30 protein-coding genes and 7 pseudogenes are annotated in these 23421 nt (G+C 34.6%); 16 read left to right on the forward strand and 21 right to left on the reverse strand.

The genetic code is table 11. The annotated features are described in order from the left end of the window. Window positions 1-9 precede the first annotated feature (9 nt). Complete coding sequence (locus tag ORL93_RS22860; RefSeq protein ID WP_097795632.1) at window positions 10-690, forward strand: hypothetical protein; 681 nt, start codon at window positions 10-12, stop codon at window positions 688-690. A 93-nt stretch (window positions 691-783) separates the two neighbouring features. Here ORL93_RS22860 and ORL93_RS22865 read toward each other — a convergent pair. Continuing rightward, window positions 784-1566: pseudogene (locus ORL93_RS22865) on the reverse strand (N-acetylmuramoyl-L-alanine amidase); the annotation flags it as partial. 54 nt (window positions 1567-1620) lie between these two features. On the opposite strand from ORL93_RS22865, the gene ORL93_RS22870 reads away from it, so the two are divergent. The 4 genes and pseudogenes from ORL93_RS22870 to ORL93_RS22885 all read left to right on the forward strand — a co-directional run bounded on the left by ORL93_RS22870 (window position 1621) and on the right by ORL93_RS22885 (window position 3074). Then, window positions 1621-1890: a hypothetical protein gene (locus ORL93_RS22870; protein ID WP_255262489.1), complete on the forward strand. Its 270-nt coding sequence runs from the start codon at window positions 1621-1623 to the stop codon at window positions 1888-1890. Window positions 1891-1910: 20 nt separating this feature from the next. Further along, window positions 1911-2420 carry a hypothetical protein gene (locus ORL93_RS22875; protein WP_097795631.1) on the forward strand — a complete coding sequence of 170 codons (510 nt, stop codon included), beginning with the start codon at window positions 1911-1913 and terminating at the stop codon, window positions 2418-2420. A gap of 173 nt (window positions 2421-2593) precedes the next feature. Beyond that, a pseudogene (locus tag ORL93_RS22880) lies at window positions 2594-2719 on the forward strand (polymorphic toxin type 50 domain-containing protein); the annotation flags it as partial. A 16-nt stretch (window positions 2720-2735) separates the two neighbouring features. Continuing rightward, a complete protein-coding gene (locus ORL93_RS22885) occupies window positions 2736-3074 on the forward strand; it encodes a hypothetical protein (protein WP_003209970.1) in 339 nt (112 codons plus the stop codon). 163 nt (window positions 3075-3237) lie between these two features. On the opposite strand, the gene ORL93_RS22890 is transcribed toward ORL93_RS22885, so the two are convergent. After that, on the reverse strand, window positions 3238-3606 hold the full coding sequence (locus ORL93_RS22890; RefSeq protein WP_097795630.1) for a tyrosine-type recombinase/integrase: 369 nt from the start codon (window positions 3604-3606) through the stop codon (window positions 3238-3240). Window positions 3607-3610: 4 nt separating this feature from the next. Next, entirely contained in the window at window positions 3611-3745 is a 135-nt protein-coding gene (locus ORL93_RS31320; protein WP_304362711.1) for a hypothetical protein, read from the reverse strand. A 295-nt stretch (window positions 3746-4040) separates the two neighbouring features. Here ORL93_RS31320 and ORL93_RS22900 point away from each other — a divergent pair, with 295 nt between their 5' ends. Both ORL93_RS22900 and ORL93_RS22905 read left to right on the forward strand, forming a co-directional pair. Continuing rightward, window positions 4041-4646, forward strand: a complete 606-nt coding sequence (locus ORL93_RS22900) for a deaminase domain-containing protein (RefSeq protein ID WP_265959558.1) — start codon at window positions 4041-4043, stop codon at window positions 4644-4646. 17 nt (window positions 4647-4663) lie between these two features. Then, window positions 4664-4990: a hypothetical protein gene (locus ORL93_RS22905; protein ID WP_097795629.1), complete on the forward strand. Its 327-nt coding sequence runs from the start codon at window positions 4664-4666 to the stop codon at window positions 4988-4990. Between the two features lie 152 nt (window positions 4991-5142). Here ORL93_RS22905 and ORL93_RS22910 read toward each other — a convergent pair whose 3' ends face one another. After that, entirely contained in the window at window positions 5143-5442 is a 300-nt protein-coding gene (locus ORL93_RS22910) for an N-acetylmuramoyl-L-alanine amidase (protein WP_176524699.1), read from the reverse strand. A gap of 169 nt (window positions 5443-5611) precedes the next feature. On the opposite strand from ORL93_RS22910, the gene ORL93_RS22915 reads away from it, so the two are divergent. Beyond that, the gene (locus ORL93_RS22915) at window positions 5612-6553 is read left to right on the forward strand and encodes a sunset domain-containing protein (protein ID WP_265959559.1); all 942 of its coding nucleotides are present in this window, start codon (window positions 5612-5614) and stop codon (window positions 6551-6553) included. Window positions 6554-6709: 156 nt separating this feature from the next. On the opposite strand, the gene ORL93_RS22920 is transcribed toward ORL93_RS22915, so the two are convergent. Beyond that, complete coding sequence (locus ORL93_RS22920; protein WP_097795627.1) at window positions 6710-7186, reverse strand: glutathione peroxidase; 477 nt, start codon at window positions 7184-7186, stop codon at window positions 6710-6712. Between the two features lie 224 nt (window positions 7187-7410). Here ORL93_RS22920 and ORL93_RS22925 point away from each other — a divergent pair, with 224 nt between their 5' ends. The 3 genes from ORL93_RS22925 (at window position 7411) to ORL93_RS22935 (ending at window position 9216) form a co-directional block, all read left to right on the forward strand. Continuing rightward, window positions 7411-7620: a DUF3925 family protein gene (locus tag ORL93_RS22925; RefSeq protein WP_006094670.1), complete on the forward strand. Its 210-nt coding sequence runs from the start codon at window positions 7411-7413 to the stop codon at window positions 7618-7620. Between the two features lie 88 nt (window positions 7621-7708). Further along, entirely contained in the window at window positions 7709-8680 is a 972-nt protein-coding gene (locus ORL93_RS22930; RefSeq protein WP_097795626.1) for an MBL fold metallo-hydrolase, read from the forward strand. A gap of 98 nt (window positions 8681-8778) precedes the next feature. Next, complete coding sequence (locus ORL93_RS22935; RefSeq protein ID WP_003207062.1) at window positions 8779-9216, forward strand: hypothetical protein; 438 nt, start codon at window positions 8779-8781, stop codon at window positions 9214-9216. A 2-nt stretch (window positions 9217-9218) separates the two neighbouring features. Here ORL93_RS22935 and ORL93_RS22940 read toward each other — a convergent pair. Beyond that, window positions 9219-9578, reverse strand: a pseudogene (locus ORL93_RS22940) (sigma-70 family RNA polymerase sigma factor); the annotation flags it as partial. Between the two features lie 215 nt (window positions 9579-9793). Here ORL93_RS22940 and ORL93_RS22945 point away from each other — a divergent pair. Then, window positions 9794-10771, forward strand: coding sequence for a quinone oxidoreductase family protein (locus ORL93_RS22945; protein WP_097795625.1), 978 nt, complete (start codon window positions 9794-9796; stop codon window positions 10769-10771). An 11-nt stretch (window positions 10772-10782) separates the two neighbouring features. Further along, complete coding sequence (locus ORL93_RS22950; RefSeq protein WP_097795624.1) at window positions 10783-11424, forward strand: zinc dependent phospholipase C family protein; 642 nt, start codon at window positions 10783-10785, stop codon at window positions 11422-11424. Window positions 11425-11631: 207 nt separating this feature from the next. Here ORL93_RS22950 and ORL93_RS22955 read toward each other — a convergent pair whose 3' ends face one another. The 4 genes from ORL93_RS22955 to ORL93_RS22970 all read right to left on the reverse strand — a co-directional run bounded on the left by ORL93_RS22955 (window position 11632) and on the right by ORL93_RS22970 (window position 15905). Beyond that, entirely contained in the window at window positions 11632-12801 is a 1170-nt protein-coding gene (locus tag ORL93_RS22955; RefSeq protein WP_040119462.1) for a DEAD/DEAH box helicase, read from the reverse strand. Window positions 12802-12820: 19 nt separating this feature from the next. Further along, the gene (locus ORL93_RS22960; protein ID WP_003204852.1) at window positions 12821-13348 is read right to left on the reverse strand and encodes a hypothetical protein; all 528 of its coding nucleotides are present in this window, start codon (window positions 13346-13348) and stop codon (window positions 12821-12823) included. Window positions 13349-13438: 90 nt separating this feature from the next. Beyond that, window positions 13439-15127: a formate--tetrahydrofolate ligase gene (locus ORL93_RS22965; protein ID WP_029427715.1), complete on the reverse strand. Its 1689-nt coding sequence runs from the start codon at window positions 15125-15127 to the stop codon at window positions 13439-13441. A 100-nt stretch (window positions 15128-15227) separates the two neighbouring features. Further along, window positions 15228-15905, reverse strand: coding sequence for a class I SAM-dependent methyltransferase (locus tag ORL93_RS22970; protein ID WP_097795623.1), 678 nt, complete (start codon window positions 15903-15905; stop codon window positions 15228-15230). Window positions 15906-16110: 205 nt separating this feature from the next. Between ORL93_RS22970 and ORL93_RS22975 the strand changes: the two genes are divergently transcribed. After that, window positions 16111-16449 (forward strand): hypothetical protein, encoded by a 339-nt coding sequence (locus tag ORL93_RS22975; protein ID WP_018767263.1) that lies wholly within the window; start codon window positions 16111-16113, stop codon window positions 16447-16449. Between the two features lie 27 nt (window positions 16450-16476). Here ORL93_RS22975 and ORL93_RS22980 read toward each other — a convergent pair whose 3' ends face one another. The 4 genes from ORL93_RS22980 to ytfJ form a co-directional block, all read right to left on the reverse strand. Further along, the gene (locus ORL93_RS22980; protein ID WP_018783022.1) at window positions 16477-16689 is read right to left on the reverse strand and encodes a hypothetical protein; all 213 of its coding nucleotides are present in this window, start codon (window positions 16687-16689) and stop codon (window positions 16477-16479) included. Window positions 16690-16758: 69 nt separating this feature from the next. Beyond that, window positions 16759-17079: a hypothetical protein gene (locus tag ORL93_RS22985; RefSeq protein WP_097795622.1), complete on the reverse strand. Its 321-nt coding sequence runs from the start codon at window positions 17077-17079 to the stop codon at window positions 16759-16761. 51 nt (window positions 17080-17130) lie between these two features. Beyond that, on the reverse strand, window positions 17131-17907 hold the full coding sequence (locus tag ORL93_RS22990; RefSeq protein WP_016114639.1) for a hypothetical protein: 777 nt from the start codon (window positions 17905-17907) through the stop codon (window positions 17131-17133). A gap of 160 nt (window positions 17908-18067) precedes the next feature. Then, on the reverse strand, window positions 18068-18493 hold the full coding sequence (ytfJ, locus tag ORL93_RS22995) for a GerW family sporulation protein (protein WP_000349994.1): 426 nt from the start codon (window positions 18491-18493) through the stop codon (window positions 18068-18070). Window positions 18494-18625: 132 nt separating this feature from the next. Here ytfJ and ORL93_RS23000 point away from each other — a divergent pair, with 132 nt between their 5' ends. Beyond that, window positions 18626-19411 carry a GNAT family N-acetyltransferase gene (locus ORL93_RS23000; RefSeq protein WP_097795621.1) on the forward strand — a complete coding sequence of 262 codons (786 nt, stop codon included), beginning with the start codon at window positions 18626-18628 and terminating at the stop codon, window positions 19409-19411. A gap of 106 nt (window positions 19412-19517) precedes the next feature. Here the strand turns inward: ORL93_RS23000 and ORL93_RS23005 are convergent, their stop codons facing one another. From ORL93_RS23005 to ORL93_RS23015, 3 genes and pseudogenes are all read right to left on the reverse strand, one after another. Further along, a complete protein-coding gene (locus ORL93_RS23005; RefSeq protein WP_018783025.1) occupies window positions 19518-19859 on the reverse strand; it encodes a YolD-like family protein in 342 nt (113 codons plus the stop codon). After that, a pseudogene (locus tag ORL93_RS23010) lies at window positions 19856-20029 on the reverse strand (Y-family DNA polymerase); the annotation flags it as partial. The gene ORL93_RS23005 and the pseudogene ORL93_RS23010, both read right to left, overlap by 4 nt. Then, window positions 20029-20205: pseudogene (locus ORL93_RS23015) on the reverse strand (Y-family DNA polymerase); the annotation flags it as partial. The pseudogenes ORL93_RS23010 and ORL93_RS23015, both read right to left, overlap by 1 nt. A gap of 276 nt (window positions 20206-20481) precedes the next feature. Between ORL93_RS23015 and ORL93_RS23020 the strand changes: the two are divergent. Continuing rightward, window positions 20482-21120, forward strand: a complete 639-nt coding sequence (locus ORL93_RS23020) for a hypothetical protein (RefSeq protein WP_018783026.1) — start codon at window positions 20482-20484, stop codon at window positions 21118-21120. A gap of 275 nt (window positions 21121-21395) precedes the next feature. On the opposite strand, the pseudogene ORL93_RS23025 reads toward ORL93_RS23020, so the two are convergent. From ORL93_RS23025 to ORL93_RS23040, 4 genes and pseudogenes are all read right to left on the reverse strand, one after another. Continuing rightward, window positions 21396-21607, reverse strand: a pseudogene (locus ORL93_RS23025) (lipase); the annotation flags it as partial. Window positions 21608-21636: 29 nt separating this feature from the next. Then, complete coding sequence (locus ORL93_RS23030) at window positions 21637-22449, reverse strand: DUF3952 domain-containing protein (protein WP_097795620.1); 813 nt, start codon at window positions 22447-22449, stop codon at window positions 21637-21639. Then, a complete protein-coding gene (locus ORL93_RS23035; RefSeq protein WP_006094655.1) occupies window positions 22446-22733 on the reverse strand; it encodes a hypothetical protein in 288 nt (95 codons plus the stop codon). The genes ORL93_RS23030 and ORL93_RS23035 overlap by 4 nt, the downstream gene beginning before the upstream one ends. Window positions 22734-23230: 497 nt before the next feature. Beyond that, window positions 23231-23421 (reverse strand): annotated as a pseudogene (locus ORL93_RS23040) (ABC transporter permease); the annotation flags it as partial.

Consider the following 23421-nt stretch of genomic DNA (forward strand, 5'->3'; position numbering starts at 1 on the left):
GGTGGTAAAATGAAGTGTTGGAATGAAGTAGAAGAAGATGCATTCTCATACTATAAATGGTTTAGTAAGGATGAAGCAATCAAAAGAGTCGGTAATTTACCAGATTTAAGTGTATTCAGTGTTAATGGCTCCATGTTATTTAGCCCAGATGAAAAAAAACAATTCAAAGAAGTATGTGGCACTGAAATCAAGCAAGTATTTATGAAACATAATTTAACTAATGTCTACAAATTCTACTTGCTTGCAGCTATTGAAATCAAAGACAAAAACTCTAAGATTGAAAAATACCGAAAGGTATGGAAGGCTCTTCAAACCAAATGGCAACTTGAGAAATTTAATAAGGGTTCAGAAGTTGAAATGGAAGTTGGAGGAACAACTTTCTACTCAAGCATTGCAGAGTTTTGTCTTGAGGAACTTCCAGCTGCCATTGAAATAGTTTCTAGTAACCCTAAAAGATTTACAATTATTGCAAGTAAAAATAGTGATATGCTTATGGAAGAAAACATTAGCAGAATCTTCGGAAAAGCATTTAATGAATATAACCAATGGAAAGATGAAGTAGATTATTTTAACCTTTCTATTCATCTTTGTCCAAAAGATGATATAGTTTTTAGATGGGGAGATTCATTAGAGGAAGCGGAAATAGCTGCTATATTTAAAAGAGATATACTTACACTTTTAAATAGCTAACTGCAAAACTTTACTAAAAACAACTATATTTCAATTAATCATTATATCATTTTAATAGAGTTAAAGAAAATCTGACTCGCAAGAGCCGGATTTTCATTTCACATATACAAAGGCTTCGCTAGCAGTTACATAGTATGTTTTGCCCTTGCTGTTGTGTACTTTGTATTGTGGAGATCCGTTTACAGTTACTTTTGTATCAATTGCAAATCCTAGTCCTGAATCTAAGGTACCAGCAACGTCTTTATCCTGCCAAGATGGACCATCATAGAAACGTAGGTTGTCCACTTTAGAAACAACGCGTTTCCCTACAATAGAAGAATCCACTGTACTTTTCTTATCAAACTTCACATAAGTTGGATCATTTTTAACCCCTTGATTTCCGCCAAGATTTAACCAGCCATCCTTTTCAGCCCACACAATATATGATTCTGGTTTGTTTAGCTGACGAATCTTAGAATAGCTTGTCCCTGGTCCTTTACGTAAATTAACGTTGTATCCTTCAATATAAGCGATACCATCTGTTATAGCCGTTGGAACTTCTGCTGGCTTAGATGGCTTTTCTGGAACAGAAACGTCAACATCAGAATTGTTATATGCACGTTGAACATCAGCACGAAATTGAGCTTCAGAAACACCGTGAGATTTTAAATAATCAAGTGGATCTTCATGATCTGTACCGCCAAGATATTTCGTTACATCATAGTGAGTCCACAATCCTTTTTCTACTGATAGATTGTTATCTTTTAAGATTTTAGCAAGCAATTTTACGTATTTATCATAGGAGCATTTGAATTTCTCATAATCCCTTGTTTCGCAAAGTTCTACATGTACAAAACGTTTATTCGCACCTGGTCCTGCACCATAAGCGATGTACTTAATGATTTACATGATTACACATCAAAAAAATGGAATGTTGATGGAAACAAAATAATGTTTGATAAAAAAGGCATGAAACATGTTTTAGAAAGACATCATCCAGATTATTGGGATGGTTCAGTAAAAAAAGAACAATCATTTTTAAACAAAGATTTGTCAATATCTGATATACAAAATATAGCAGGAGAAATTATCAGTAAGAATAGAGATATAATTATTTCCAAAGGAACAAAAGGTATGTATCAAATTGAGGGAAAAGTAGATGGAATAACATATATTGTTGGATTTAAAAATGGCAGAATAGGACAATTATATCCTAAATAGAAATCCTAGGAGATGTTAATATGATTAGTGTAAAATCGTATATAAAAAATGATAAAATAATAACTTCATTAGATAATATTGAAAGTGACTTTCTTGAATATTTCATACATTTTGACGATGCGAAATGTTTAGAACTAGTTATTGATTTTGATTATATGGAAGGTGCAATAATAATAAACTATTACGGAAGTACTATTTTAGGATTTAAAGAGTGGGATATGATTGATCAGTTATGGTCATATTTCATAAATGTAATTGACGAATTGCTTGAAAATCAAAACGATGTAAGTTTTTATTTTCCAGACCAACCTTTAGAGGTAAAAATGCAGGTTATTTCGCAAGAGCAAATTTTATTATCTATTGCAGGAGAAAAAACATGTTTTAATAAAGATGAATTATTATTAGCTTTATTAAAAGGAGCAGAAAACTTTTTTGATATATTGAAAGAATGTCCTGATGAATATCTTGTAGAACAGAGTAATAATGAATTGAAGAGAATAGAAAAATTATTAAATAAATTGAACATTTAAATGAGAACATATTATTAAATATACTGTTTAAATTTAACACCTATAGAATGGTTAAAGCAGACACTTGAAACACTAAAAAGAATCTATAAAAAGTAAAGAATAAAGTTGCAATTAACAAAGCTGACTCATATCAATTTGAGTCAGCTTTTCCTATTACTTTACACTCACATACCTTTGGTCAAGTAATAGGAAAATACTATGATATGCAAACTGGGAAATATATAGAGACTACTAGAGGCATGATACACTATGGAAAAGACGGTGCGCACATAGTTCCTTCAAAACCATTAGAACCATAAGAAAAGGATGATACAAATGGAATATAATTCTTTAATAAAAACATTAGATGAGTATGGAGGTAGTGAACTGATAATAGAATGGCAAAGTGGATTAAAGATTATCGGTAAACCAGACACACTCTTTGAAACAGACAATGGGTTGGATGACGATGATGTGAATTATACAGAATATTATGCAGTTTCATTTCAAGTAAATCATATTTTATCCCATCCTGCTACTAACGAAGGCAGTGTATATGATTGGTTAAGACAAGAGAGAAGTTCATTGGTTGAAATTTCTCTCTATGATGATCCGCCAAGTGCAATATTCTTAGCGGATGGAAAGAAAGTATGGGAAATGGAAGATCATAAATAATAATCACTACTTAAACTTTGACCTTGATTGGCTTTTAGCTTTTCAAGGTTTTTATAGTCATAAAACTTTTTATGACTATATGTTAACCGATATTCGAATAATAAGAAATACATACCATAAATATAACGCCACTGTTAAAAGTGACGTTATACCTTAAAGCTATTTATAATTCCAACGATTTTATTAGCGAATATTGTTTATGAAGCGCTACAACATCCTCGTACATAAATTGTACGTAACGTCGCGTCATTGCAATATCTGTATGACCCAGTATTTTTTGTAAAGAAAATAAGTCTCCACCATTCTTTAAGTAAAACTTAGCGCATGTATGACGAAACGTATGCGGGCTTACTCTAACATTCTCTATCATCGCCATCCTTCCATAACGAGCAATCATTTGGTGTAGTCCTCGCTGTTTAAACAACTCACCAGATATATTACAGAATAATTGCTTCGTACTCGCTTCTCCCCTAACGGAAACCCATCGTTTAATAGCATTTTTCGTACCGTTTGTAATCGGTACTTTTCGCATACCGTTATCTAAACCAATTTACATAAGACTCACTAGCGGTAATATAGTACGTAATCCATTTCGAATTGTGTACTTTGTACTGTGGTGATTCATTAACCTTTACCTTTACATCGATTGTAAACCCTAATCCTGCATACAAAATACCAGCAACATCTTTATCCTGCCAAGATGGAGAATCTTAGAAACGTAGGACTTTAGAAGAAAAAGTTACAGATGAAGAATAATCAACATTGTTTCTCATCTCCTTCTCCTACATCACCTTTTTTATAAGTGAACTGATTTTTAAAGTGTTATATTATATAAGCAAGAGAGTCTATCCTACCTCTGTTTTTACGTTAGATGCCATGAGAAATATTATACCTCCCCCTTCTCTTCTTCTTTTACATGTTCTTCTAATACAAAAGTGCCTTTCCCCTCTCCATCTCAAGTAATTATTGAAGATAGCACTCACAAATCTCCAATTACAAAAATCGCTTGAAAAGGAAAAAATTACACGTGGTGGATATGTTTTACATAAATCCATTCAAAATGCTAAGGATACTCTTCAAAAATTCGAGTCTTCTCCGTCTTCTGGTGAGCGTGTTAGTGAAACTAATAAAGTTAAAAGTTTTCAAAATAGAATTGATAACATACGTAATAGTATGCCAAATAATACTCTTAAAAAGCGTGGTAATATGGCTACAGCAGATGTAAAAATACCTGGATTAAAAGATAAGTTTAATGCCCATAGTAAAATTAATTCAAAATTTGATAAAGGTGCAGATGTTGAAGAGTTTTCAATGTTGAAACCGGAATCAGAACGTATTTTCAAAAGCTATGAGCCATCTGCTTCTAAACCAGATGCGACTAAATTTGATAAATTTCATGATACAGAAGCAAAAATTCTAGAAGATATAGCTTCTCAAATTAAGAATCCAAATATTTCTGGAAAAATTGATTTATATACAGAACTACCTGCTTGTCAAAGTTGTAGTAATATTATTTTAGAATTTAGGAAGAGATATCCTAATATTCACCTTAATATACACACAAAAAATTGAAATTTGGAGGAGACAGAATGAATTTAAGGTATGATGAGATTAAAGAAGATGTTATTGATACATATAGTAGCCTTCATATTAGAGCAGAATATGAAATAAAGGATACTTTTTATGCGTTACTAAATGATTATGAACATTCAGAAGAATATACTGAAACGGAAGAATGCTGTATCTACGTTAGCTTTGCATTGTTACTTATTGAAAAAAATAAAAATATTGATTTTATAAAAACTCGTTTAAATGAATTACTTGACAACAAAAAGATGGAAGTTCATAGAATAGAGTTAAAAGATAAGATTGCAGAGTTTACTAGTGATGTTAATAAATTGAAGGGATTTTTATAGGAGTATTGTAATTACTTTCGTTTCATCTGAATGATTACAGTTCGATAACGTAGTTTTATGAAAAGAGAGACCCCTTATAATAACCTCCCATTAGCATATACAATAAATGATGGGAGATAAAAAAGAGCATTTTCTAATTAGAAAATGCTCTTTTACAATTCATACTTCACATATACAAAGGCTTCATTTGCAGTAACATAGTATGCTTTGCCTTTGCTATTGTGAATTTTGTATTGTGGTGATCCATTGACAGTTACTTTTGCATCGATTGTAAATCCTAATCCTGCATCCACAGTTCCGGCAACATCTTTATCCTGCCAAGAAGGAGAATCATAGAATCGTAGGTTGCCCACTTTGGACACAACACGTTTTCCTGCAATCGGATTAACTGGCTCTTTCTTCTTAAACTTGATGTGAGAAGGATTGTATTTAATCCACTGATTCCCCCCCAAGATTTAACCAACCATCTTTTTCAGACGAGTCATTCATAATCTATGAATTATTCATTGTAAAAATGTAATAAAAAGAAATATAATTTTCTTATTTCGGTTAGAAACCATGTAATTTCTAGTATATTCCTATCTAATCAATAGAGAAAATCTTACAAACGGAGGTATCAACATGGCACTTTGGAGTAATATTGGCACATTTTTATTTTTAATAGCTCTTATTTTACTCATCTTATGTATCATTTCATTCTTTAAGAAAAATGGTAAAGCAATGAGATATGGTAGACCTACGGTTATTTGTTTTATTATTTCATTTTTAATATCAGCAACAAGCACCGCGGAAACGAAGCACCCTATTATTAACTTTTTCGCTAATGTATGTTTAATCCTATTTATTTTCTTCCTTGTCTTAGCCATCCTATCTATCATTAAGAAAACTGGTATGGCGAAAAAACAATTTTTAATTACAGCTGTCTTATTTATAGCTTTTGGGGTATTAACTAGTATCGCAACTCCTTCTGCTCAAAAAATAACAGCAAATGATAAAAAAATTGCATCTGAAAAAGCAGATAAAAAAGGTGCAGAAAAGAAAAAAGAACTTGAAAAGAAAGAAGCTGATGAAAAGGCTCGTAACCAACAAGAAAAAGAAGAACAAAAACAGCAAGCTGAAGAACAAGCTCTAAAACAACAGGAAAAACAAAAGCGTCAAGCTGAAGAACAAGCTCTAAAACAACAAGAAGAGCAAAAGCGTCAAGCTGAAGAACAAGCTCTAAAACAACAAGAAGAGCAAAAGCGTCAAGCTGAAGAACAGGCGCAAAAGCAACAAGAAGAGCAAAAGCGTCAAGCTGAGGAACAAGCTTCACAAAAGAAAAGTACTGTAGCGTCCTCAGCTACTAGCAATCATGGTGGATCTAATGGTCAACCTTTCCAAAACGATCCTAGTGATGATAAAGAAACAAACACTTCTTGTAAAGGTCAAATTAAAGGAAATGCTAATTCTAAAAAATATCATGTTCCTGGAGGTCAATATTATGATTCTACAAAAGATAATATCGTGTGGTTCTGTTCAGAAGTTGATGCCAAGGCAGCTGGTTATGTAAAATCAAAAAAGTAAGCTTTTTTTCATATTTAAAAACGTTGGGTGACAGAGTCATTTATATCTGTCACCCAACGTTTTTCTTTATTTCAAATACTTTTTCTAGGAAGGTGAAAAAACAAAACATGCTATTTTCGAACAAACTCCTTCCCACTCTTTATAGAAAATAGTAGTTTATAATATCTTTTCAATCTCCTTCTCCAATTCTTCCGGCTTCTTCTGAGGCGCAAATCGATCAATCACTTTCCCATCACGCCCTATTAAAAACTTCGTAAAATTCCACTTTACTGCCTTCATACCAAGTATGCCCGGTTCCTGATCCGTCATATATGTATATAGTGGATGCACGTTATCACCTTTTACATCAACTTTAGTGAACATCGGAAAGGATACACCGTAATTTAATTCACAAAAACTTGTAATCTCCTCTTCTGTACCTGGTTCTTGTCCTCCAAATTGGTTACATGGGAAACCTAAGATTTCGAATCCTTGCTCTTTATACTTTTCATAAATGGCTTGTAATCCTTTATATTGCGGTGTAAATCCACATTTACTTGCAACATTTACAATGAGAAGAACTTTACCTTCATACTCTCGTAACGATTTTTCTTCCCCTGTAATTGTTTTTGCAGAAAAATCATAAACTGTCATATATATCTGCCCCTCTCTATTATTTCATACTTATTCTCATCATATATGTATTTAACTTCTCCGTCTAATGAGAGCGCTTTATTTTTGTTCAAAAATTCGACACAAACTACTAGACAAATAGCTTGGAAAGTTTTACAATTAAGTTGTGAACAAAATGTGACAGTTTACCTTCTAAATTGTGACATTTTCAATTCCATTATAATGAATAAAGGATGGTGTTGATAATGAAAACTGCACAACGTGAAATGATTTCAAATCGCGAGTTTTACTTCGTATTATACATGATGTTACTATTTGTTGCTGGTTGGTTTATGGATGTAAATGGACTATTTTTAAGCAAGTACTTTACACTTGCAGGAATGATTTCTCTTCCACTAGTTGGTGGTCTTGTCGGATTCTTTATTATGTCAATTAGTAAAGAACAAACAAAATAATAACATTACATAAAGGCAGAAAACGATTTTTCGTTTTCTGCCTTTTATTTTATAATAAAAGAACATAAGACTATAAGGAGTGACTCATATGAAAAAAGTTGAACAGTTATCCTCTCAGTTATATCTCATTGATGATTACGATTTACAACATAACGAGCGTACAGGTACATACGTATTACTCGGTGATGATATTACTTTAATCGAAACGTGTGCAGCCCCTTCTCTTCCACACATTCTAAATGGCTTACAACAATTACGCATTGACTTAGCAGATGTTAAAAACATTATCGTTACCCATGTTCATCTTGATCATGCTGGCGGAGCTGGTTTAATGATGGAAAAGTGCCCAAATGCTACTTTATTTGTCCATTCACGTGGCGCACGCCATATGATTGATCCTACAAAATTAATCCAAGGTGCCAAAGCTGTCTATGGCAATGCTTTTGATGAACTCTTTAATCCAATCCTTCCTATTCCAGAAAAACGTGTCCATATTGTACAAGATGGTGACATACTACAAATTTCAGAAAATCGGACGCTTTCATTTTACGATACACCAGGGCACGCCAAGCACCATATTAGTATCCATGATTCTTTAACAAATGGCATTTTCACAGGTGACACGATTGGTATTTATTATCGAGAACTAACTGAACTTGGCGTTGAACTATATTTACCAACCACATCTCCATCACAGTTTCAACCCGACGCGATGATGGCAGCAAAAGACCGCATTCGAAATATGAAAGTTGACCTCATCTATTTCGGGCATTACGGTGCATCTTCCCATGTTTCTGAAGTGTATAAACAGCTTGAAGACTGGCTCCCTATCTTTGTTGAAGCAGGAAAACAAGTATTTGAAAAAAAACAGGATTTTGAAGCAGCAAGCCATGAATTGTATACTTTATTACTTGAAAAAGTCTCTTCTCATCTTTCACAGCAAGATGTACCAGCAACTCATTCTGTTTACGATGTGATAAAACTAGATATGGAAATCAGTGCGATGGGAATTATTGATTATCTTACAAAGCAAGAAAAGGCCAAAACAACTACTAACTAAATGAAAAAACATCCGAGGATATGACGCTCTGTTTCAAACATATATCCTCTTTTTTGAATATGCTTTTTTAATACTATGCATACAAAAGGAGTGACACAATGAAAAAAGTTACTCAATACTTATGCTTCACTTTATTCATTGTTATATTGCTATTTTATGGAGGGAAAATTCAATTTCATTTAGATAAACAAGCTGAGCTATCCTTCCATATGTACCATCGAATATTTTTCTTTATGTTTTTCCCCTTTTTCATCGGTGGTGTATTACGTTTCTTTCAACTTATCAGTAACAAAAAGAACCAACATATATGGAAATTTCAACTAGATAAATTTATAGGCATTGCGTTACCTTCAACATTGATTGGCTTTTCACCTATTCTATTATTCTCACCTATCGGACAATTTTTCCCTTACTTAGCTTACTTAGCTACCCTAACTCTTTTAAATACAACATTTCCCGTAATAATAAATATAATAGCTGGTTACTCATTATTAGATAGTTTCATACGACAAGAAAATCAACATAGTCCCGCATAAAGTGAAACTTTATTCACAACATCACTAGAAAAGTCAAATTCAATTGGTTTCTTCTGTTCTTCTGCTTTCTTTACAATACGTAGACGCATCCACCTATTTCTCCTATATGAGTGAATTTACCTTACCGCAAGTCCCATTAACCATGGCCGAAAAGGTCGTTCTCTATCATACTTGCTAAGGGATTGATAAAGCTGTATATATATTTCCTGAACGACATCGTCTACATCCACTTTCTCCTCTATCAAGAAATGTGCTGTCCTATAGATATCTTGGATTGTTTTATCATACAGTTCACTGTATGCCTCTTGACTTCCTGATAAAGTCCGCTCGATGAGATTGTGATAGTCTGTTTCCTGATCCATGCCTCTTCCCTCCTTTGTCTTACACTATATATTGGCAAGTAAAAAACATTTCGTTCGTTTTTTAAAAATTATTTTCGATATAAATTAATATAATGATTTAAAACTTATTACTTTATAACGGTAGCTTATGGCCTCTTATAACAATTATATAATTTCCCATTTTATGATTGGTATTTAAAATAATATGTAGAAGGTATTTTTAGGAGGATATACAAATGAAAGCTATTGTTGTAACTGCATTCGGTGGTCCAGAAACAATGAAGTATACAGAAGTCGATATGCCAACTTTTAATGAGAAACAAGTGTTAATACGCGTTATCGCGACAAGTGTCAATTTTGCCGATATTAAATCTCGCTATGGTAAAAAGGGAAATGGAAAACTCCCATTTATTCCTGGAATAGACGCCACAGGTATTGTAGAACAAGTAGGATCAGATGTAAAAAACATCCGCATAGGACAGCGTGTAATCGCCTTTCCTCTTAATGGATCGTATGCTGAATATGTTGTCGCCAATGAAAACCTTACGTTTGTATTACCTGATGAAGTTGACTTCACAACCGCCGCTGCTTGTCCTGTTGTATCTTTTACGAGCTACAACCTGCTTGCGAATATAGCAAGATTACAGCAAGGTGAAACCGTTCTTATTCATGCTGCGGCTGGTGGTATCGGAACAACATTGATTCAATTAGCAAAAATACTAGGGGCTGGAAAAATTATTGGAACAGTCGGAAATAAAGCGAAAAAGAAAGTTGCTTTAGAAGCTGGGGCTGATCATGTTATTTGTTATCAAGATGAGGATTTTAGTAAAAAGGCAAATGAACTTACGGGTGGTAAAGGTGCCGATGTTATTTTGGATTCCATTTCCGGGGCAGTATCAGAAAAAAGCTTGGAGTGTTTGGCTTACTATGGTCGCCTTGTCCATTTTGGTAATGCTAGCGGGGAAATTGGCACATTTCGGACAAAGGATTTACATGCAAGCTGTCGTTCTATTCTTGGCTTTAGCTTTGGAACAACTCGTAAGAAACGTCCTCACTTACTTTGTCATACCGCTAACCAAGTTTTTCAGTATTTACGTGATGGAAGCCTACAAATTGCAATTGGTAAATGCTTTACACTTCGAGATGCAGGGAAAGCACATGAATGGGTCGAAAGTAGACAGAGTACAGGAAAGATCATTCTGACTGTTAAATAGAGGTGTCATTCATGGGGTCACGAATTATGCATTTGATTATCGCAAATGGTATTGCAGAGAAATTATCCATCCCTGATAAAACATCTTTCTTGCTTGGGGGAGTAGCTCCTGATGCAGTTCATTCAAAAGAGGAAAAAAACGTATCACATTTTTATGCTGGTACAACAAAAAACTATACCAGAAGAATTGATTACGGTACATTTCTTCAAAAATATAAAAAGCACATGGATTCCTCTTTCATTTTAGGGTATTATACACACCTTATTGCTGATGATAATTGGCTCAACGGTTTTTTTCTTCCTTGGCTCAAAAATAGAATCGAGCACGATCAAACAATTTTATCTATGTACCATAATGATTTCAAATTATTAAACGGAAAATTGTTACATCTCTACGATAAAGATCAGCAATTATTTCCTTTCCTTAATCAAAAAGCAACCATAGCAAATATTGAAGAAGTTTCAGAAGAAAATGTGCTAGCTTTTAAAAAGCTTATTTTTGATGATATGCTGTATCCCAAGCAAGATTTGCATACAAACTTACAAGTATTCACATTTGATCAAATCGTCGGTTATGTAGAGACTGCTATTGAGAAAGGAGTATTCTATCTAGAACAGCTCTCTAACAATAAATCTACTACAAATATTTTTTAATAATTTTAAAGCCTTCATTTCTTTAATATGAGGGCTTTTTATCATTTCTTCTACTATTTTATTTACTTAGTAATTCCACTATATTGCATCGCTATTTCAATATAGTCCATTTAACAGTAACATTCGACATTCTCTATGCTGTTCCTTCTGAAAAAATAAAAAGACGTAACTATGTTCTATCCATAGTTACGTCTGTCTTTTCATTATTTATCTAGGCTTCTTCTTCCCAGTAAATGCAGATTTCTTTTTCTTTGGTGCTTTCGGTTTTGATTCTACAAAAGTACCTTTAAACATTTCTTGTTTCTTGAACTGAATGCCTAACTTTTTCGCAAATTGAAGTAGTTTACGCTCTTCTTGCGGAGTAACAAGGGAAACAACTGTCCCCTCTTTCCCCATACGTCCTGTACGGCCTGAACGGTGAATATATTGGTCTAATGTATCAGGTAATTCTAAGTGAATCACGTGCGTTAAATCATCAATATCTAACCCACGCGCTGCAATATCAGTCGCAAGTAGAATCTCTATTTTTCCTTGACGGAATGCGCGCATCGTTGCTTCACGTTCTTGTTTGCTTGCTTCTGCATGAAGTGCGGCTGCTTTCATTTTGCGATACTTTAATTTTTCAGCAATCTCGTCTAAACGATATGGATCATTTAAAAAGGCTACTGCTTTTACATTGCCAGTATGCATAACTCTTCTAATGTAATCATTTTTTTCACGACGCTCACAAACGATATACGTATGCTCAACTAAACTTTTTGTTTCCGCACGTTTAATGCGAACTAATTCTGGTTCAACCGCAAAATCGCGTGCTACTTCTTCTGCGTCTTTTGTCATTGTTGCAGAGAAGAATACTAGTTGACGATCACGCATTGTGGATTTAATTACATCAAACACAGCTTCCATCATCTTTTGTTTTACAATTTGATCAAATTCATCAAATACAATTGTTTTCACCTCGTGCATTTTTAATTTTTTCATGCGAATTAATTCTAAAATACGTCCTGGTGAACCAACAATTACCTTCGGATGTTTCTTCAATCTTTCCACTTGGCGCTTAATATCCGCACCACCAATTAAAGATGCACCTGAAATATCAGTTCCTGCTGTAAACTTTTGAACTTCTTCATGAATTTGCATAACAAGTTCACGTGTTGGAGCTAAAATGACAACCTGTGGTTGTTTCACTTCAGGATTAATTTTATGTAAAAGTGGTAATAAGTACGCTAATGTTTTTCCTGTTCCAGTTGGAGATTCAGCTATAACGTCTTGTCCTTCTAAAATCATTGGAATTGCTTGTTTTTGAATTTCAGTAAATTCTTTAAAACCAGCCTTCTCCCAAGCTTGTTGCAAAAATGGTTGCATGTCTTTTATCATTTGTTTTTCTCCTTTATCTCTATTTTTGAAGAAAATGTTGTATTGCTCGCACTGTTTCTATCATGTGAGAAATAACAGCTATTAAATCATCAACATGGTCTTCTGTAATCGCTTTTTGAAATAGAACTTCTACCTTATTATGATATGAAATCGCTTGCTTATTATATTCGTATGAAATTTGTTGCGTAATCATTCGCTCTTTTCCCCAGATAGATTGTAACAAGTTTTCGATTTCTTGACACTCTGCTTCTGGTTGCTGTAACGGGAACGCGAAGCGTAATTTCATTTCACAGCCTGGTATAAACTGTGGTACCTCTAATATCTCACCTGATAGATTCTTCGCATCTACAGACAGTGAGAATGTCGCTTCTACTAGCTGTTCAAACTGTTCATTTAATTGAAATGAAATATGATATATACGGCTTAGCGATGCAAGGTCCATCATATCTTTTCGATCCGTTACAAGAATATCGCCATGTAAATCAAAATCATAGACAGCTCCTTCAACGATCACTTTTAAGTTGTCAAAAGCAGTTGGATCAAACATAATTCCCTCCAAAAAACAGGCGCCTTTCGATGGAAAGGCGCCACTTGATGTATATATAGTTTACAGATAAACGGGATGAATTACAACCTTTTAGAATAAACCTACTGCTTTTCCATCTTCATTTACGTCCATTTGAAGAGCAGCTGGTTGTTTTGGAAGACCTGGCATTGTTAACATTGTTCCAGTTAACGCTACAATAAATCCTGCACCGATAGACGGTTTCAGTTCACGAATTGTAACAATAAAGTCAGATGGTCGACCTAATTTTGTTGCATCGTCAGAAAGAGAGTATTGTGTTTTCGCCATACATACTGGTAGGTTACTCCAACCTTCCCCTGTAAATTGAGCCAATTGCTTACGTGCTTTCGGAGCAAATTCAATATCTTTTGCGCCGTATACTTTTTGAGCAATTGTACGAATTTTTTCTTCTAATGGTAATTCTAAATCATAAAGTGGTGCGTATTTGTTGTCACCTTTTTCAATTACTTTTAATACTTTCTCAGCAAGGTCTACACCACCTTGGCCACCTTTTTCCCAAACTTCTGTTAAGGATACTTCGTAGCCACGCTCGTTGCACCATTCTTGTAAGTATGCAACTTCTGCATCTGTATCTGTAATGAATTTATTAATTGCGATTACGAATGGAACACCGAACGCTTGAATTGTTTCAACATGTTTTTGTAAGTTTTCCATTCCTTTTGCTAGCGCATCTACATTTTCTTCTTTCAGCTGATCTCTCGCCACACCGCCGTGCATTTTAAGCGCACGAATTGTCGCAACGATAACGACTGCTTCTGGTTTAATACCAGCTGCACGCGCTTTAATATCTAAGAATTTTTCAGCACCTAAGTCCGCACCGAAACCAGCTTCCGTGATTACATAATCACCTAATTTTGCTGCCATTGTTGTAGCGATAACACTGTTACAACCGTGAGCGATATTAGCGAATGGTCCACCATGAATGATTGCTGGTGTATTTTCTAATGTTTGTACTAAGTTTGGTTTTAACGCATCTTTTAATAAAAGTGTTAACGCTCCTTCTACGCCTAAATCTTTAACTGTTACAGGTTCGTTGTCCATATTATAAGCAACGACAATGCGAGATAAACGTGCTTTTAAATCTTGAATATCTGTCGCAAGGCAGAATACAGCCATAATTTCAGATGCTACTGTAATATCAAAACCGTCTTCACGCGGTACACCTTGAACTGGCCCACCAAGACCAATTACCACATTACGCAGTGCACGGTCATTTAAATCGACACAACGCTTCCATACGATTTTTCGCGTATCAATCTTAAGTGTATTTCCTTGTTGAATATGGTTATCGATAAACGCTGCTAATGCGTTATTTGCAGTTGTAATGGCATGAATATCACCAGTAAAGTGAAGATTGATATCTTCCATTGGTACAACTTGTGAATAACCTCCACCTGCTGCACCGCCCTTTAGTCCCATTGTTGGTCCAAGTGATGGCTCACGAAGTGCAATTACTGCTTTTTTACCAATTTTATTAAAAGCTTGACCTAAACCAACTGTTACTGTTGATTTACCTTCTCCTGCTGGAGTCGGGTTAATCGCTGTTACTAAAACAACTTTTCCGTCCTTTTCGGTTTGTAAGCGCTTAAAAATATCAAGAGATAACTTCCCTTTATAATGACCATAAGGCTCTAGTTCTTCTTCTAAAATGTTTAACTCCGCTGCAATCTCTTGAATTTTCTTCATACTTGCTTCTTGTGCAATTTCAATATCGGATTTAACTGTTGTAGTAGTTGTCATATACCCTAGTCCCCCTTTAATTGGTTCTGTTGATATTGTATCAGTTTTTTGTATTTTCTGCACTTATTTCCCTCCTAAATTTCGCGCATTTCTTCAGGCATTATTTTTTCAACATAAATACCCACAAAAATGTTAATGCTTGTTGCAATTCTACCGATAATTGTCCAAGCATTTTTTCATTTATCCCTCGTTTATATACGCCTATACCATCCACTACTTGAAACCCTTGCTCCTCTGCAAGCTTTTCAAATTCCCAAGGCATCATCGTATTACAAACGACATCTTTTCCATATAAACGAGGATAACTATTTTCACGCGGTTTTGCTGTTGGTCCTAAAATAGCAATACACGCATATCCATCAGACCTCAAAACACGCTTTATCTCATGTAACGCCTGTAGCGGCTGCTCTGTCCATTCTAACGAGTTCACTGCTAATATGGCTGGAAATTGCTCATTTTCAAAGGGCAATGAAGAAAGATCTCCCTTTACAAATGACAAATTATGCCCTTCTCCGCGTTCCTTTCCCTTTTGAATCATTTGTTCGGATAAATCTATACCACACGCCTTATATCCTGCGAGACTTAATTTATATGTACCATATCCATCACCACATCCGACATCTAAAACTGCCACACCATTTTCTACATACTTTTCAAAAAACGGAATGATTGTACTCCGACTCCCATGATCCCACATTTCTTGACTATTTTGATTCCAAGATTCCGCATTGTTGTCCCACTTTTTTTCTGCTGATTTATGCCAATTAAACTTTGTCATGTTTCCCCCTACTTTCACTTGTTTTCATTCATTCCATTCTACATCATTTTCCTATATTCCTGTTTATTCTCATGGAGAGTTGGATAAGATAGCAACAGACTCATACATTCTCCAAATTTTGCTTAACTTGGATATAACTCATACTCATATTCTCTTCTTTATGAAAAATAATAAAGATACACCCAATTGAAAGAGAGGGATGTACATGCCGAAGAAGCGAACACATCATTTTAAGAGTGGTGAAAAAAACGAAGAATATGCAGCTGAAATCTCGCCAGGGCATCTTCCGATTAGACATAAACGTAAAGAAATTGCACATGAAATAGAAGGTACAAACGCTGGTACACTTATCGGTTATGTAGCACTATTTCTTTCTTTATTCTCGATCGCCTTTTATCCAGTTACCCTTGGTTCCCTTTCCATTTTAATTGGCTTATTGGCTGTTAATTTTGGAGCAAAAACACTCGGATATACAGCCATTGGATTTGGTAGCTTTTCTGTTTTATTTACGTTATTGTATCCACTTGCTTTATCAGCATTATAAAAACACACCAAGTATTACTTGGTGTGTTCACTCATGATACAGCATAATATGTCCGCATCCACAACAATGTTTTGCTGTAATTTCTTGAAACACTGGATAATTCTCTTCATCCCGCTGTTCAATAAATACCTTTTCAAAACGATACATGTTAGGGGCATATGCCCAGTCTTGTTTCGTACGTGCATATAATGTAGATGAAAAAAATTCTTCTCCACCACAAACTACACATATTTTTTTCATTCTCATCCCTCCTATGCTTGTCTTACTTCATCTATATGAACATATGCATAAAAAAAAGACCTTCTATAATTAGAAAGTCTTTTCCGTAACAAAAAGAAATGTACCAAATATACCCAGTCCACTATACTCTTTCTGTTTACCATTTTCCATTTCAAAAGTTTGTTTCACTGTTATAAAAAATACACCGTTTCGTGTATTCGTACTTACAAACTTCATTTTTTGTTCTTTCTTACCTACATTTTGTGTACATTCAAAGCTATCTTGATTACAAATCATTGCATACTTATCCTCTAAGTAAGACCTGAAATCAGACTCTTTCGGACAAGTTAAAAGTAGTACTGCAACAAGGATAATGCTGACAATACCTACTGCTGTATAATATTTCTTCATTTTTTCTCCTTTCAAAAAACAAGAAAACTTGACCTAATTCGTCAAGTTCTCTTAGTCCACAACCCATTGCCACTCTTGTTCTTTCTTATCAAAAATAAGCCAGCCAGTTTCGGTTGCACCTTCTTTTAATTCCTCTATGTTATCTAGTACTTCATCCGTGCTTTCATACGAACCAACTACATATACAGGAATCTCTAAACCTCTTCTTGACTCAATTTTCCCCGCTAAATCAATATACAGCCCGTCTTCCATTAATGGAACAAGCCCAAGAATAACTTCTTTTGAAATTGCTGGGAATATTTTTGATTTTTGAAAGAAAGAGAATCGTTTTTTTCCAAATGAACCGAGTTTGTACGGAATTACTTTGCTAAGCATTCCTACAAAATCAGCGATTCTACGGTAATACACTTTGTTGTACCAACCGTCATCATGTGAAAAATAGACAAATCTATTTTTCAAAAGTGGGAAAAACGCTCTCCCAAGTGGTTCTTTTTTGTGAGCCAAATATAACAATTCTGCAATTTCCTTTGGCTCCAATTCATCTAAATCGCTTGCGTCATCAAAATCCACCCAACAGAACTCATCAAATTCATCAATCTCTGCTTTAATTAATTTATGTATGTTTTCTTCTTCAACATATTCAAATAAAGTATGATAGTGAAAATCAGTCCACTCAAAATTATGTTTCAAAAGCAACACTTGATGAAGCGGTGATGGGATATTACTTGCAAACTCTTCAAATGTAATTCCAGATGTAATAAAACAATGACCCCGACGATTACCATTAATATATATCATATTCTTTACTTGGTCAGATCCTCCAGACAAAGCACCTAGCCACCTTCGTTTTATATGTTTCAATTCTATAGCATATTTTAACATGAAAAATTTTAGAAACATAGAAAAAACTTCAAAAACTATTTACAATTTCATGAGTTTTATTACATACTGATTACAAGAAAAAAAGCCTGTTGAAAAACAGGCTTTTTTACGCGATTTCGTCTGGATTTTGCGGATGATGATTTTCAGTATGCTTTTCGTTTTTTTGAAAAATGGATTGAATCTTATCAATTGTTTGTGGCGCTAACTCAATCATTTTTTCAGCTAGGTGTGTGGCATTTTGTAAGTGAAGAATATTTACTCCATCTTTATTCACTACAAGAAAAGCTACTGGAGTAATGGAAACACCACCTGCGCTCCCTCCGCCAAATGCCGGATTACCTTGTGCTCTTTGACCATCATTTGTTTGAAAATCCGATCCACCTGCTCCAAATCCAAACGCTACTTTGGAAACAGTTAACACTACACCGCCGTCAGCCGTCTGAACAGGCTCTCCAACAATCGTATTAACATCGACCATTTCCTTTAAATTTTCCATTGCTGCTTTCATTAATCCTTGAATTGGATGATCCACCGTTCATAACCTCCTTTGTCATATCTTTCCTAGTTTTTCCGAAACCTTATGAACTAAACATAAAATTTTATATTGATTTCAAAAATGATAAGTAATAATATTTAGAAAAAACAAACTAAAGAGGGGATTATAATGATACGGAAACTAACAAAGAGTGATCATGAACAAGTGCTTACATTTCTAAAAGAAGAAGCAGCGCTTAACCTATTTATCATTGGCGATATTGAAGCATTTGGATACGATGCAGACTTTCAAGAATTATGGGGCATTTCCACAGAAAACGGAGCATTACAATCCGTATTACTACGCTTTCATGATTCATTTATATCATATGGAAAAGATGATTTTTCTGCTGCTGACTATGAGGCAATTCTTGCTACTTATCAGCCATTAAAAATCTCCGGTAAATCAGACATTGTAGAAAAATTTGAAGACATACAAGACATACAACTTGGCACAAAAAATAAAATGTACTTTTGTGAATGTAAAGATGATACTGCACTACCTAAAACAATGCTTCATACTGCAATCAAACTAGCAACCATAGATGATGTTGAGCGAATTATGAAGCTCCGAAGCAACATTGAAGAATTCCCTCAAACAGGACAATCAGAAAAGATTTTGCGGCAATCACTCGAAACAAATACAGGACGCACTTACTACATTGAAGAAAATGGAGAAATCATCGCTTCCGCTTCCACATCAGCTGAAAATTCCTTATCTGCAATGGTTGTTGGAGTATGTACTCATCCAAGCCATCGCGGCAGAGGATACGCTTCACTCATATTACAAAAAATGATTTGGGATTTTACTCAAGAAGGAAGAACGCTTTGCTTATTTTATAATAACCCAGCTGCTGGGCGGATTTATAAGCGCTTAGGTTTTAAGGACATTGGAACGTGGACGATGTATCAGTAAATTTGGATATTTATTAATAAAGTGAAACTTTAATCAGTGGGATCCCCACTGATTATTAGCTCTTACCAATTGGACTACATAATGAAATTTATCCTGTTATTCCATTCTATTCAACAGCAATTATATCGATAAAATTAAAAGTGCTCTCGTGATAAAATGCATCCGTACATATTACATTCTTTCTTTTAGGATCGATATCAATAACCGTCATATAACTAGTAAGGACATAACCGTCTTCATAATATGTAATTAATATTTCCTCTTCGGATAACAACGAGAATAATAACTTATTCTCGTTCATTTCTTTCGTATCTTGAGTCAGTATTGGTCGTGGTACTTTCGTTTTTTCTTCAATAATCTTTCGTATACCAGCAAATTGTTCCGGCATAGATGCAAATGGTGTCCACTTTACCATCCCTCTTTCTTTTGACATGTTTGCGTTATTCATGATTTATGTCCCCCTAATAAATTGTTTCTATATCTTGCTGTCGCGATACTTGTATAAGATACGCCACGCAAAATACTATTTTTACCGAAACGAGTGCGTATTTCATCCATCACTTTTGTTAGTTTCATTTCTTTTTCGCGCTGTATTACATTATCAAAAAGAGAAATTTCTTAAGTAGTGGCGTCGCTGCCAGAACAATTGAACCATTACGATTTACGTCCCCTACTACCGCTAGCTTCGTACGCAAAGGGGCCAGACCCATTTTGATACATGATACACTTGCATAAAAGCTACGAAGATTTACACACAAAATAATTCGATTAGGTAAAAGAGAATAATCATACAAGATAATCGTCCCTAATGATAGAACGTTCGTTCTTATTATATACGAACTTACGTTCTTTCGGAAGTCTTTTTTAAGAAAATATTGGTTAAAACAAAAAAGTGCTGACTCTCAATTGATGATTTTCATCTGAGTCAAACCTCATTTTATATTCAAAATTTGAATATAAAACTTAACAATTCCCCTAAACGTATAAAAAAATACTTTGGACATGAGCACATAGTAATAGATGTTCTCATACCGTGATATATATGTGTTCAAAAAAGGAGTGTATTCATTATGTACCCTTATTGGCAATCCTATTATTTCACACACGATACCCCTTATTTAGATTGGAATTCAACAGCTACATTTTCACCCGTACGGAATTACCGTGTCAGTAAAAATGAAGTTGATTTAAAAAGTTATATGCGTTCACTATGGGAACAACATGTTGCTTGGACAAGAATGGCTATCATTAGCATTATTTTTAATTTACCTGATGTTAACTTTGCGATTACACGTCTCCTTCAAAACGCTCCAGATATGGGGAATTCTCTTAAACCTTTCTACGGTGACAATGCAGCAAAAAAATACAGTAATTTGATAAAAGATCACTTAGTGATTGCTGCCGATCTTGTCAAAGCAGCAAAAGCTGGTAATCAAAACGCCGCATCAATTGCAGAGAAAAAATGGTACGCTAATGCAGACGACATTGTTGAATTTTTAAGTAGTATAAATCCGTATATACCCAAAGAAGAATTTAGGAAAATGTTTTATGAACACCTAGCATTGACTAAATCTGAAGCAGTAGCCATTCTAAGTAAAGATTATCAAGCAGGTGTTCAATTGTATGACAAAATTGAGAAGGAAGCTTTAGAAATGGCGGATGCACTTACTGAAGGAATAATAAAGCAATTTCCCCAACTATTTCATTGAACTCCCCCCTACCTCTACACGAACTTGAGATAGGGGATTCTCCTGTTTCTGCTAGGGCAAAAACAGTTCCTCTCGTTCAACAAAGAGGATACAACGATATAGAAGTTCTGTAGTGTCCCTAAGACGACCTATTCGATCTTTTGAGGAAAACAAAACAGGTACAGCTACTTTTTTCTTATATCGAGAGTAGAACACTTTGCCATGCACCCAGTTCCTAGACTTGTTATCTGCTCTGGTAATAAGCGTAAAAGACTGGGACAAGGCGTTCTTTTTTATGATGCAAATCCTGTATTTTCATCTACTTCAGATCTATAAGCTCTGCATTAAAATTTGCTTGTAATCTATCTTTATTTTCTTCGATTGTTTTACTATACGGATATCTCCCCGCTTTAAAATCATAGATATCCTTACCAGCCAGCTCCAATTCCCCCCAATCAGAGGCTGCCTTTAAGTTTTTATCTTGTTCCTGTCCGACATTATTCTTCATACCAGATTAGCTCCTTTCTTAATTATTTATTATTTTTTGTACTGTGCTTTATAATCTACATATTCTTTTTTTGCCTCTTGATTATTATCTTTTTTACTATTAAAGTATGTGTGCATCTGCAATATATATTGTACTAACTTTCCTCCTTCATTCTTCTTATAATTCATAACAACGCTTACTTCCAATATCTGCATTGGACCATTTGCGGAGTCAAGATGAAGCACAATTGACGCCCCACCATATTCATCATATTGTATTTTCAGCTTATCATTTATAATAGTTTGAAATTCTGATTCAGTTAAGCTATACCCAACTGTACTCGGCTGATCAAATTTTTTTATATCATCACCTGGCTTCATCTTTAGTTTCCCTATTCCTTTTAGACGATCTACAATTAAATTCACGTATGAAACATCAAGAGTAGAATCTGGCCTTTGTACCTGTCCATTTTCATACTTAATATTTGTATTATAAACAACTTCCTCTTTATAATTTGTATTATCACCAATGTTTTTCTCATTTTTTATGTCAGTGGTGATTTCTTGTGTTGTCTCTCCATATAAACTTTTATCTTTCGTATTATATACACCTTCCGTAGTTTGATAAATTGTTTTCTTGTGCTCCCCATCTTCTTTTTCTTCGTACCTACTGTATATACCTCTTTGTGTCACATGCGCATACCCATCATCACTCGCAGACATAACCGTCTTCATATCCCCTTCATCCAAAGCCTTTACAAATGGTTCATACTCTATTTTCGTTTCCCAAAAACTACATCCACTAAATAAACTCGCAACTATCGTCATAACAATCATCACCTTAGCTTTCTTTTTCAATTTCATACCGTCACCTCGTTCGTTACTCTTAGCATTTTAAGTTTAGTTGTATTTCCTTTTACACAATAGTATACTTCATCCTTTCCTAAAGCTGGTTCGTTGCTTATGTATTTAATATTGAAGACACTTTGGTCGTTTAATGGCATCGCGATGATGCCCGCTGTTAGTTTATTCTCATCTTCAAGTTGTGTACATTTAAAAAGAACTGGACCTACCGCACTATCAGGACTTAATCGATTTCTATCAGTTATTTTAAATAACCCTAAATCTTCTTTTTTTGTTTTCCCCATTCAATCTTTCCACCTTTTATATAATTTAGTAGATTACCATCACCAAGAACCAAATTGTTCTACCTATACTTGCCCCCATGTTTTAACATCATGAATTAAATTTTCCCAAACCATTAAATTGAAATTTAAAAACCTTCTCATTCTAACGAAAAGAGAAGGTTTTGTTGGATTCTCATTATTATTCTAAGCATTTCGCATTCATGTACTGATACAAAATGAATATAAACTTTTGAATATTAGTTTACATTCATTCCCTTGATTTTATTGACTCTATTTCAATTTCCCCATCCCCTCCAAAACCACTAACAAAAGTATACATTCAAAACATAACAAATAAAGAGGTTAGAGCATCATGAGCAAAAAAGAAAAAGCTAGATCCATGCTAGCTTTTTATATAATTTTCGAAATCAGAAGTTGTTTATAAATGATCAGTGTGACAGCAAATGTATTGATCGCAGTGGCTGACTATTGATATGACTAATCCCATAATGGTGTACTTACCCTAACTGACGTTTAAATACTTTACTGGCGAAGAAGTAAGCAATAACCATGATGCCGACGCACCAGGCAAGCGCGATCCAGATACCGTTGCCAACAGACCCTTCATACAAGAGGGCACGAATCGTATTCACTATTGAAGTCACGGGCTGGTTCTCAGCGAACGCACGGACAATTTTAGGCATGGTTT

Source organism: Bacillus sp. DHT2, from assembly GCF_026241455.1.
In the GTDB taxonomy this organism is placed as follows: Bacteria; Bacillota; Bacilli; order Bacillales; family Bacillaceae_G; genus Bacillus_A; species Bacillus_A pseudomycoides.